Origin of the sequence: Psychrobacter sp. DD43 (genome assembly GCF_904846555.1) — a bacterium.
Taxonomy (GTDB): Bacteria; Pseudomonadota; Gammaproteobacteria; order Pseudomonadales; family Moraxellaceae; genus Psychrobacter; species Psychrobacter cryohalolentis.
This window is the reverse complement of record NZ_CAJHBE010000004.1, coordinates 122,610-134,880: the sequence shown is the minus strand read 5'-3', so window position 1 is coordinate 134,880 and position 12,271 is coordinate 122,610. Positions and strand designations below refer to the sequence as shown.

The 12,271-nt window shown below is 41.9% G+C and carries 9 protein-coding genes; 4 read left to right on the top strand and 5 right to left on the bottom strand.

From position 1 onward, the window contains the following. Nucleotides 1-36: 36 nt before the first annotated feature. The 3 genes from JMX89_RS03445 to JMX89_RS03435 all read right to left on the bottom strand — a co-directional run bounded on the left by JMX89_RS03445 (nucleotide 37) and on the right by JMX89_RS03435 (nucleotide 2,985). Entirely contained in the window at nucleotides 37-738 is a 702-nt protein-coding gene (locus tag JMX89_RS03445; protein ID WP_201550853.1) for a DUF2057 family protein, read from the bottom strand. Nucleotides 739-793: 55 nt separating this feature from the next. Next, complete coding sequence (hda, locus tag JMX89_RS03440) at nucleotides 794-1,606, bottom strand: DnaA regulatory inactivator Hda (RefSeq protein WP_201550852.1); 813 nt, start codon at nucleotides 1,604-1,606, stop codon at nucleotides 794-796. A 272-nt stretch (nucleotides 1,607-1,878) separates the two neighbouring features. After that, a complete protein-coding gene (locus tag JMX89_RS03435; RefSeq protein WP_020444042.1) occupies nucleotides 1,879-2,985 on the bottom strand; it encodes an AI-2E family transporter in 1,107 nt (368 codons plus the stop codon). Nucleotides 2,986-3,348: 363 nt separating this feature from the next. Between JMX89_RS03435 and purM the strand changes: the two genes are divergently transcribed. Next, the gene (purM, locus tag JMX89_RS03430) at nucleotides 3,349-4,398 is read left to right on the top strand and encodes a phosphoribosylformylglycinamidine cyclo-ligase (RefSeq protein ID WP_201532208.1); all 1,050 of its coding nucleotides are present in this window, start codon (nucleotides 3,349-3,351) and stop codon (nucleotides 4,396-4,398) included. After that, entirely contained in the window at nucleotides 4,398-5,090 is a 693-nt protein-coding gene (gene purN / locus JMX89_RS03425; RefSeq protein WP_201532207.1) for a phosphoribosylglycinamide formyltransferase, read from the top strand. Before purM ends, purN begins: the two co-directional genes overlap by 1 nt. Nucleotides 5,091-5,231: 141 nt before the next feature. Here purN and JMX89_RS03420 read toward each other — a convergent pair whose 3' ends face one another. Both JMX89_RS03420 and JMX89_RS03415 read right to left on the bottom strand, forming a co-directional pair. Next, nucleotides 5,232-6,611, bottom strand: coding sequence for an NAD-dependent succinate-semialdehyde dehydrogenase (locus tag JMX89_RS03420; protein ID WP_201532206.1), 1,380 nt, complete (start codon nucleotides 6,609-6,611; stop codon nucleotides 5,232-5,234). Between the two features lie 476 nt (nucleotides 6,612-7,087). Beyond that, the gene (locus tag JMX89_RS03415) at nucleotides 7,088-8,077 is read right to left on the bottom strand and encodes a LysR family transcriptional regulator (RefSeq protein WP_011514179.1); all 990 of its coding nucleotides are present in this window, start codon (nucleotides 8,075-8,077) and stop codon (nucleotides 7,088-7,090) included. A 693-nt stretch (nucleotides 8,078-8,770) separates the two neighbouring features. Between JMX89_RS03415 and JMX89_RS03410 the strand changes: the two genes are divergently transcribed. Then, nucleotides 8,771-10,357 carry an isocitrate lyase gene (locus JMX89_RS03410; protein WP_181209815.1) on the top strand — a complete coding sequence of 529 codons (1,587 nt, stop codon included), beginning with the start codon at nucleotides 8,771-8,773 and terminating at the stop codon, nucleotides 10,355-10,357. A gap of 269 nt (nucleotides 10,358-10,626) precedes the next feature. Then, nucleotides 10,627-12,183, top strand: a complete 1,557-nt coding sequence (locus tag JMX89_RS03405) for a CYTH and CHAD domain-containing protein (protein ID WP_201532204.1) — start codon at nucleotides 10,627-10,629, stop codon at nucleotides 12,181-12,183. The last annotated feature ends 88 nt before the right edge of the window (nucleotides 12,184-12,271 follow it).

The window sequence follows — 12,271 nt, the reverse complement described above, 5'->3', positions numbered from 1 at the left end:
TTTATGTGCAATCTTTTTACTTTTTTATCTCAAAGCTTACTTTTGCATCCATTGACGCATTTTTTCACGCTCAGCAGGTGTGGCTTGTAGCCAAATTTGCATAAACTGATCAAGTGAATTGGTAGATGCGTTGACACTTGTCGTTTGCGTCACGGTAGCACCTGTAGTTACTGACTTGTTAGTACTTACGGATGGCTGATCGAGTGCAGCTATCGCACGTTGGTTTTGTAGCTCAGCATCACCGCTACCACCGAATACGCCACCTAATGCTTTACCAAGACCTGAGAATAAGCTATTGCTATTACCACCGACACTTTCTTGACTGGCAATGATGGTGTTATTACTTTGTATCGCAAGCGTTGGACGTTCAGCATACTTCTTGGCAGCCGCATAGTCTTCTGGCTGATTTGGCATGGTTAAGCGATAGGTCTGATTGTCTGCCAATTCAGCGGCAACACTGACGTTACCTGAACGCAAATAATCATGCTCATCACGGCGCAGATCATAAAGACGATCATATTTAGCGGTAATCACATGCTTACCTGGCTGCAAGGTAAATGACTTGGTCAGTGGCTGAAGAACACTCTGTGTCAGCTCTTGACCATTAATTGCCGTCACTTTGATATGATCATCGACCACTAAAGTCACTGCCGCTTGCGACAGCATAGAGACAGAAGCTGCCCCAACAAACACAGCGCTGATAGACAGTTTTTTTAGCAAAGACGCATTTGATTTCATAAGTTTTCCAATAGTAGTAAAAAGCATTTCGGATAGAAAATTTGTGTTCTGACTGCTAAAAATCAAGTGGCATCGTATGCTGAGTATGCTGGTCTTGATCAGCGGCATCATTGTCTACTTGCGACTCCTGTGCGATATCAGCAAGCTCAGCAGCAAGCGTCTGCTCATCAATCGTACGCAGCGCGTCAGCAATGACCGCTTTTGATATATTACTACGACCCAAGTTGGAGAACATGGGTTGAATGTAATTGAGCACCTCCATCATTGCGCCAATACGATGCGGTCCTTCAGTGAGCAGATAATTGGTAATACGTTCATCAAACTGCCAACCACGTCTGCGCAATATCGACTGTAATAATGCTTCGCGGTCTGCAAAATCATGTCCTGTCGGTACTTTGAATGAGGGCGCTTGTGCCAAACGGGTGAGCAAATCTCTCAATTGAAACGGCAGCTCGGATGCAGGCTTATTAGCGGCAAATAAAAGTTGGCGCTGCCCTTCGCGGCTACGATTGATCAGATGAAATAAAGCTTCTTGCCATTGGCTGTTTTGTTCAATGACTTCCAAATCATCGATCGCAATCAAAGAAAAATTTTCTAGCGATGATAATACATTGACATCGGTATGAATCAGCTCGTTTAACGACAGACAAATCGCTGACTTGTCCATCTCAATAAAAGACTCACAAATAGCGGATAATAAGTGCGATTTGCCAGTAGCAGGACTGCCAAATAGGTACAGCTGACCTATCAGGCCGACATGGAGCTGCCGTACTGCATCGATAATAGACATCCAACCCGGACCGGCGAAGTCGCTGAGACTTGCATCATGCTTTATGTCCAGATTGAGACTTAGCTGTGCTTCTGCCATGAATCATCAACTCGGTTTGCGTAGCACAATCAATAAAAAGGCTAAACGACTAGTATGCTTATAAACTGACTTTGGTAAAATTCATTTTAGCCAAAGCCAACCTAGTAAAGGTCAATACCGTTACTACTGCGCCTATATATAACATATTTGCAAAATGACTGACAAGTCTTTTACCCATAACACCCAATCAATCCTGTTTTATCACGCCGGCAAATGACTATAATATGCCCTGTCACCTGAAGGACTTCATGGCAGCTATACATACAACAACATTATTTTTTTTCAAACAATGCCAACTGCTTACGACCTTTATAAAAGTCAGTCGTTTGATAATGAGTATAAAAATGACGGAATAACACGTTCAAGACAGCAGACACTGGCAGCGCAATCAGCATACCAACGAAACCGAGCAAACTTGCACCTGCCAGTACCGAAAATATTACCCATAATGGCGATAGACCAATTTTGTCGCCCAATAGTAGCGGTTGCAAGATATAGCCTTCAGCAGCTTGTCCAATCAAGAATGCGCCAGCAATCAAGGATAAATACGTCCAATCTAGGCCAAACTGGAACAGACAGGCGATAATCGCGGCAACGAAGCCAATCCCAAAGCCCAAATACGGTACAAAGCTAGCAATACCTGCAACCATACCAATAATCAGCCCAAGCTCAAGCCCAATAAGCTGCAATTGCACAGCATAAATAGCACCTAGTAAGACCATCACCAATAGCTGACCTTTAATGAAAGCCATCAACGCACGGTCACACTCTTGCGCAATTTGAATCACTTTTTTACAGTATGGCGCAGGTATCGCCATTTTCCATGTATGTAAGCGTTGATCCCAATTAAATAAGAAATAAAAGGTCAAAATCGGCACCAGTACAATCAGCCCAGCATTATTGATAAAGTTCATGCTAGACGCCAGTATTTGGCTCATCATGGTACCGGCATCTTCAAACTTATAATTGGTTTGCATGTATTCAACCAAGGTCTCAGAGAAGCCCTTAGACTCAAGTTCTGGTAGACGAATACGGCTATTACTAGCAAACCATTCACGGACGACTTCGTTATACCAAGTTAAAAGCTGTGGCAGATAATCCCATGCTGCTTGCAGCTGATGCCACAATGTCGGTATCAACCACCACAGTAGTAGCACCATACTCAACGTAATCGTCGAATACACAATAATAATGGCAATCCAACGTTTGATATATTTTGATAAGCGTTTGACCAACGGATTAAACAAATAAGCCAATACAAAAGCAAAGACAAACGGCACAATGACCGGCATCATTAAATACAATAAAACCATAGCCACAACAATAGCAACGACGATAAATAGGCGTCGAAAAAAGGGATCTATTGATTGGTTTGTCATGAAGGCTAGTCCTACGAATGGGCTTATTTAAAAGAGTGATTTGATTTAAAGTTGATGATAGATCTTATTGAACGACAACATTCCAATAGCAAACAGTTATTGACCATAATTTTAGCCTTCTATTATCGCAGAGTCCTATAAAAAAGCCGTCATTTTTTGTTTCTTAATTTTCATGTCATCTTTATTGCCGTCTTTCTGAAATATTAGATAGATATCAATCAAATTTAGGTCAAATAAAAGCAAGTTGTTTTGCGAGTAAGGGTGATTTTTGGGTATAATGCGCGCACAATCTGCAAAATTCATATGACCGACACGCGTTTTTACTGACTGACCTTCATTCCCTATAAAATTTGTGAGATGACCATGAGTAACAAGCCTTCTTTAAGCTACAAAGATGCTGGCGTTGATATTGATGCTGGCGATGCGTTGGTGCAACGTATTAAATCCGTGGCAAAAGCCACCTCACGTCCTGAAGTGGTGGGCGGACTTGGCGGCTTTGGGGCGCTTTGTCGCATCCCGACTGGTTATACCTCACCTTTACTAGTTTCGGGTACTGACGGTGTGGGCACTAAGCTTAAACTGGCATTACAATTGAACCGACATGACACCATTGGTATCGACTTGGTCGCCATGTGCGTCAACGACTTATTGGTTTGCGGTGCTGAGCCTTTGTTTTTCTTAGACTACTATGCAACTGGTAAGCTTGACGTCGATGTTGCAGCTACTGTTGTTACGGGTATAGGTGAAGGCTGTAAATTATCAAATTGCGCGCTTATCGGCGGCGAAACGGCTGAGATGCCAGGCATGTATCAGGACGACGATTATGACCTAGCGGGATTCTGCGTCGGTGTGGTTGAAGAAGCGGAAGTTATCACTGGCGAAAATGTGGCTGAAGGCGATGTACTGATTGCCCTTGCTTCAAGTGGCGCGCATTCTAATGGCTACTCATTGGTACGTAAAGTCATTGAAGTCAGCGGTGTGGATGTGACTAGTAGCAATGAGCAGCTAGATGGTCAGTCTATCCAAGATGCCTTAATGGCACCGACACGTATTTATGTTAAAGCGATCAAAGCATTGCAAGATACACTTGGTAGCTCATCCCTACATGCGATGTCACATATCACTGGCGGCGGCTTAACCGATAACCTGCCACGTGTATTACCTGAAACGCTAGCCGCTAGCATCGATACGAATAGCTGGCAGTTCTCAGAGCTGTTCACTTGGTTACAAACCCAAGGTAATATCGAGCAAAGCGAGATGTATCGTACCTTTAACTGCGGCGTTGGGTTTGTTATCGTCGTACCAAAAGATAAAGCAGAAGCTGCTATCCAAACCTTGAATGATGCTGGCGAAAAAGCATGGAAATTAGGTGAAATGGTTAGTCGCGAAGCGGATGCTGTGGTGTACCGTTAATGTCAGACAGCCATACAAAAATTCATAACAAGCCGTTACGCATTGCCGTTTTGGTATCTGGTAGTGGTAGCAACTTACAAGTATTGATTGATGCTATGCAAGCTGGTGCGCTACCAATTGAGATTGTCGGCGTTATTAGTAACCGTGAAGACGCTTATGCCATCGCACGCGCTAAAGATGCTGACATTCCAGTGGCGGTCTTATCTCACGTTGCTAGTGGCAAACGCATGGGAATCAAAACTTTTGAGAGTCATGCCAGCGCCCAACTAACCACATGGCAACCTGACCTAATTGTGTTAGCTGGTTTTATGCGTGTTTTAAGTGCTGGTTTTATTGATAACACGCCAGCACCAATGATTAATCTGCATCCTGCGCTCTTGCCTGCTTATAAAGGTTTGGATACTCATCAGCGTGTTATTCAAGCAGGTGAGCGTCAGCACGGCTGTAGCATTCATGTCGTTACCGCTGAGCTCGACGCAGGTGCTGTACTAACCCAAGCATGGCTAGCAGTGCATCAAAAAGATACTGCTGGCAGTTTGCAAACGCGCGTGCAAAAGCTTGAGCATCAGCTGTTACCTTGGACAATTTTGCTACTAGCCAAAGGTGTATTATCGTTGAACAACGAGCAATTATTAAATCAGCAACGCACCTGTATGCCGATGCTACCTTTTAAGCTATATTTAAACAGTTAAAACAATGGCAACAAGCACAGAAAGATAGCACTCATTTCAAACTATCGACCACAAAAAAGCCCAGTCACTCAATTTATGAATGACTGGGCTTTTCAATATCTAACATTTAGAGCGTTTTAACTTCAGCATTTGTACGTGTTCTTAACTGTTATGAACATGTACACCTTTGATGTTTACAAATTCTTTAATACCGAAACCACCATGCTCGCGACCATGACCCGAGTTTTTCACGCCACCAAAGGGTAATGCTGGATTTGCAAGGCCATAACCATTGATATAGACCATACCCGTATCAAACTCTTCATTAGCTAGACGAATAGCTTTGTCTTCGTCTTTAGAGAAGATAGCACCCCCTAAGCCATAACGGCTGTCGTTAGCAATACGTAAAGCATCGTCTTGATCTTTAGCACGTATTAGTGATGCTACTGGACCAAATAGCTCATCATCATAAGCTGGTTGACCTTTTTCAACATTTTCCAAGATAGTCGCTGGATAGAAGCTACCTTTACCTTCTGGTAATTTACCACCAACAGAGATAGTAGCGCCTTTGCTTACGCTCTCCTCTACTTGCGCATGCAATTTTTCTTGTAGATCTTTACGCGCTAGTGGACCAAGATCAGAGCTGTCATCCATAGGATCGCCGGCTTTTTTACTTGCAAACTCTTCAACGATGCGCTTACGGAACTCGTCATATAAACTGTCGACAACGATAAAGCGTTTTGCAGCAACACAAGTTTCGCCATTATTGATAAGACGCGCTAAAGTACAAGTTTGTACTGCAAGCTCTAGGTCAGCATCCTCTAAAACGATAAATGCATCATTTGAACCCAACTCTAAGACTGCTTTTTTGATTGCTTTTGCTGCTTGCTGACCGACGATGCTACCTGCACCATCACTACCAGTAAGCGTGACACCGCGTACTTTATCATTACCAATTAACTCTTCTGACTGATCATGATCAATGAGAATCGTACGGAACAAATCGTTCGGTAAGTCAGACTCATGGAAGATTTTTTCAATTAATAAGCCAGAACCAGTCACATTTGCTGCGTGCTTAAGCAAAATACTGTTACCTGCCATCAAATTGGCGATGGTATAACGGAACACTTGATAAGCTGGAAAGTTCCAAGGCTGCATACCGTAGATAACGCCAATGGGCTGATAAGTGACAATACCTTTTTTGAGACCTTCGATGTCACGTTCATCATCAGCAAGCGCGGCCACACCCTTCTCTGCGGTGTAATCACAAATCGCTTTACACAGATCAATTTCTTGTAGACTCTGACTATATAGTTTACCGCGCTCCTCAGTCATAATACGGGACAGCTCCTCTTTGTACTTCATCAAAGTCTCGCCGATAGAGTTAATAACCTTCGCACGCTCTTCATGGCTAGTTTTACGCCATTCTAGAAACGCTTGGTGCGAGGCTTCAACAATGTTGTTGACCTCATCATTACTCATATAATTATATTCTTTAATGTCTTCGCCTGTTGCTGGGTTTACAGTAGTAATATCTGCCATGATTATTATCCTTATTTATTAGAATGTCTTGAGTCTATAAAACAACCTATTCCTAACAGCTCAACTTTATAGAACAACTTAACAATAGATATTTTATTCATCATTTTTCTTAATGTTCGACTATCATAACAAAGTGCTTGGTGAGTAGGTTTACAAGTTATAAAGAATTGTGCGTAAGATGTTAAGAATGTGACGGTGTTATTAAGCAAACCTAAATCTTGTATAGAGCCTCTCATGCAGAGAGTTTTGACAACTTTAGACAAATAAAAAACCAGCACGATGGCTGGTTTGATATTGTCAGAGAAAAGTAATATCGATACATCAAGTACTGCTGATATTAATTTTTCTTGCTTGCTGTGCCTATGCAGACAGAGGCTGCAAAAAATTTATACCAGCAGCACTGTAGCGTTTTTGAGATATTTTAACTATACATAATTGAGCTTTAGAAGACCATATACAGTTGTACAATAAACAACCTAAAACAAGTGATTGATCACAGGGATTTCTTGTGGTGGATTTTCTTCATCATTAACGATTTGACGTGCCACATGCATAATCAGCTGACGTAACCAGCGATGCGCCGGATGATGCTGCAATAACGGCGACCACGCCATCGTTAGCTCAAATTCTGGTATAAAAAACGGTGGCTCTTCCATAATAATGCTGTCGTTATTAGCCTGCATTTTTGCGACACGAGTCGGCAAGGTTGCAATCAAATCTTTGTTTGCTGCTAGCATAGCAGGCATTTGATAGTGACGGGTAAAAACGCTGATTTGGCGCTTTTGACCTAAACGTTGCAATGCTTGATCGATAGAACCTAAGCCACCTGATTTTTCTGGATTGACACCGAAGCCCACGCCCATACCAGTTTTTGATACCCAAACGTGCTGCGCTTTAAGATAATTTTTAAGATTAAAGCGATGAGCATAAGGACTTTCAGAAGATAATAGGCAGCTAAAGGTATCACGCCATACCAACACTTGATGGAAGCTTTGCGGGATCTCGTTAAAGCGGTTGATTGCCAAATCTACACGCCCCTGCTCCATATCACGATAAGACACATCCGATGGCGTTAAGAAATCCAAAATGACATTGGGTGCCTCTGAGCGTAGCGCTTTCACCAATTTTGGTACCAAGGTCGCCTCAGCATAATCTGAGGTCATAATACGAAAAACGCGTGAGGTACTATAAGGGCGAAACTCGGTACGTGGCTCTAACACTTGTGTCAAATCGGCAAGTATCTCACGGATACGAGGCTGTAACTCAAGAGCGCGCTCGGTCGGTGTCATCCCTTCTGATGAACGCACCAATAAAGGGTCGTTAAATAACTTACGCAAGCGGCGCAAAATATTACTCATCGCCGGTTGAGTAATGCCTAGCTGCTCAGCGGCGCGCGTTACGTTTTTTTCTCGCAACAACACATCCAAATGTACCAATAAATTTAAATCAACCCGCTGCAAATTCATATATGTGTCTCTTTATCTTAGAATAAATACCATCATAAACGTGATATTTCCTATCCTATCATTTATTGCAATTCATCCCTAACAGCATGATATAAGGATATTTTTATGTTAATTATTTTGGAATATGCTTATTATAACTGAATCTACCCACCACAAGCCATTGTTTTATATATACTATAATTAAACGAAATACCCAAGATAACAATCATAAACTAGATAAATCAAGGTAACCTAGCTATAGTGGCTAGCAAGCGCTCATTAGGGACTATTCAACATTAGACTGTTAATACATATATCAATGAATGAGTTACTAAGTGCATTTTATCGTATTTTCATGCTGAAATACGGACATAAAATTTATAACAGCATCTTATAGAAACTTAGTTTTTTGTGTTTATTTTTCAGGCTTGGAAAAATATCTTATACGCTTTAGGATAATAGTTACTTCAGTAGCAAAATATACTTATAAAACAACCAATTAACTCTGAAATAATTGTTCAAAAAAGAGACTTAAAAATAAAAGCTGACCAAAGAGACAGGTTTTAATTGCTTTTATCACCATTTTCTTATAGTTTAGTAGAGACTGCTCACGGAAGAAGCTTATATTTCAAATTTTTACTTCTGCCAGCATCTTTCTATATAGACCAAAATTATTTTAATTTACTTATTTATTCACCACCAAGGAGACTATAGATGTCAACTGCATATAAATCAGCGATCGATTTAGTACGTGAACTAAAACAGAAACACGGTAACTGGCAGAACATCAGCGAAACTGATGCGGCACGTATGATGGCACAAAACCGCTTCAAAACAGGTTTAGATATTGCTAAGTACACCGCAAAAATTATGCGTCAAGACATGGAAGAGTATGACAATGACACGTCTCAATACACCCAGTCTCTAGGTGCATGGCATGGTTTTGTTGCACAGCAAACCATGTATGCGAAGAAAAAATATTTTGGCACAACATCTAAAACTTACATCTACCTATCTGGTTGGATGGTAGCAGCTCTACGTTCTGAGTTTGGTCCTCTGCCTGACCAATCTATGCACGAAAAAACGTCTGTACCTAAGCTGATTGCAGAGATCTACACTTTCTTGCGTCAAGCAGATGCAAAAGTATTGAACGACTATTTCCGTGAGCTAAACGCTGCTGAAGAAGCGGGTCAAGATACCTCAGCTATCTTAGAAAAAATCGAAAACTTTGATTCACATGTTGTGCCAATCATTGCAGATATCGATGCAGGTTTCGGTAACGAAGAAGCGACTTACCTACTAGCGAAACAGATCATCGAAGCAGGTGCTTGTGCACTGCAAATCGAAAACCAAGTATCTGATGCCAAGCAATGTGGTCACCAAGCGGGTAAAGTAACTGTACCGCATGAAGACTATATCGCAAAAATCAATGCAATCCGTTATGCATTCTTAGAGCTTGGTGTTGAAGACGGTGTTATCGTTGCTCGTACTGACTCTGAAGGCGCGTCATTAACGCAAAAAATCCCAGTATCAAATGAGCCAGGCGATCTTGCTTCTCAGTACATCGATTTTATCGAGATGGAAGAAGTTACGCTAGAAAACGCCAAAGAGAACGACAGCTTACTTAAGCATAACGGCAAATTAGTACGTCCAGTTCGTTTGCCTAATGGTCTCTATCAGTTCCGTGAAGACACGAACATCGACCGCGTTGTCCTTGACTGTGTAACGGCTCTAGAAAACGGCGCTGATCTACTATGGATCGAAACACCGACTCCAGACGTCGCACACATCAAAATGATGGTTGACCGTATTAAAGAGCAACAGCCAAAAGCCAAGCTTGTATACAACAACAGCCCATCATTCAACTGGACGCTGAACTTCCGTAAGCAAATCATCGCTCAGTGGGAAGAAGAAGGTAAAGACCTATCTGCCTATAATAAAGCTGACTTGATGAGTGCTGATTACGATGGTACTGAGCTTGATACAGCAGCTGACGAAGCGGCTAGAAACTTCCAACGCGATGCAGCACGTGAAGCAGGTGTATTCCATCACTTAATCACGCTACCTACTTATCACACCACGGCTCTTAGCGTTCATGAACTTGCTAAAGGCTACTTCGGTGAAGATGGTATGCTTGCTTATGCAGCTGGCGTACAACGTAAAGAAATCCGTGAAGGCATCGCTTGTGTTAAACACCAAGCAATGGCGGGTTCTGACCTTGGCGATGATCATAAAGAGATCTTCTCTGGTGAAAACGCCCTTAAAGCTGGTGGCGGCAAGAACACGATGAACCAGTTCTAATGTCTGACCACTTATAAGTACATTTTATAAGTAAAAGTTTTAAGAAAAGCCGTCCTACATGGTAGGGCGGCTTTTTTGTGCGCTATAAGTAACGATATCTACCAAAATAACAGAGCTATTCAATCACTTTTTTAATTAACTGATGTTCATTTACTCAATAATTATTTGGCTCGATTTAGCCAACCAAAACGAAAGTTTTACTTGTTATTCACTGATAGCTTTCATACGATGGTAATAATATAAATTTATTAAAACAATCAGGAGCCATCATGCAAGAAATAGAGCTGAAATTCTTGGTACCAGAGTCGCGATTAAAAGCGCTTATGCGCCAAGCGAAAGTCAAATCATCACAAGTAACACAATTGGCTGCGCATTATTATGACACCCCTGACCAGCAGCTTGCACAGGCTGGTATTGGCCTGCGTATTCGTCAGGAGGGTGATGCTTGGGTGCAGACTATCAAAGCGGGCGGCGATGGTATCGCAGCGCGCCTAGAGCACAATGCCACCTTAGATAATGAGCAGGTACAAGCCATGCTCGACAATAACGCGCTGATGCCTGATTTAACGATTTATAAAGATAGCCTTATTGCCCCAGCATTGACAGATTTTAAGCTCAAAAAATTGGCTAAAAAACTGACCCGTTTATATGTGACTGATGTAGAGCGTACTACCCGCTTATTGATAGAAGATACGAGCGATGAAGTCGTTAACAGTATTGAGATGGCTTACGACTATGGAGAAATTATCCATGGCACCGATGACACTCAAAGAGACGCCATTCAAGAAGTTGAATTTGAGCTCACATCCGGTGAGTTAGATTTTTTATTTACGACGGCTAAAACGTGGTGTCAACGTCATAAACTGTGCCTTTCTACCGTGACCAAAGCAGAGCGTGGCGGCTTGCTTATTAAGGGACAAAATTATAGCTCAGCCACTGCTGCTGACTTGAGCACCCTTAGTATCAATAAAAAAATCACTATGCCTGCTTTTTTACGTGCTGTCGTGCATAACTGCTTATTGCAAATACTCCCAAATAGCAGCGCCATCGTAGCAGGCAGTAAAGACGATAGTCACCTTTTACAGCTATCTATCGGTATAGAGCGCTTGCACACTGTACTACAAGCCTTTGATAGCTTCTCAGATGAGATCCATCCGGATTGGTCAGCCATACTGCAACAAACTGCTACTTTACTCGCTGATTATCGTAAGCTTGCTCATCTCAGTACTCAGATTGAACCAATGTTACAACAGCACGGTGCACCTATCGTTGATTGGACAGCGGATATTGATGCTATCAAAATTACACCAATGACTGCAATCAGTGCTAACGACTTCCAGATCATGTTGCTTGAGCTCATCGCCTTTACTATGAGCGACCCTAGCCTTGAGCCTCAAGCAGATAAGCTGGCTATCAATAAGCTTGAAAAAGTACTTATTAAATACTATGACAAATTACTTGAAGCTGAGCAATATTTAGAGGACAGCCATGATGATTCAGATAGTGAGTTAGAGAAAGAATCCATGATAAAAGCATTGCATAACCTACATGCTCATCTAAAAAACCTATGTTCTATCAGCGAATTAGTAGCACCTTTGTATAGCAAAAAGAAAACCAAGCGCTGGCTAAAACGTGCCGTAAAAGCACAGAAAGCACTGGGTCAACAGCTCGATATGATTGACTGTCAGCAGTACTATCAAAGTAAAGCCAGCTCTGACTCTGCTGCTTTATATGCGGCAGGCTGGTTAAATGCTGCTTCGATACCAATAGAAAAAGCCACAGAAAAACATTTGGATAGATTTCATGAGTGCTCTGTATTTTGGTAATTGAGTATATTGTCATTTTATGTTTATCAATATTAGAGAAAAAGACAGCCCACTGAATAAGGGTTGTCTTTTTTATATCGTCGACTCA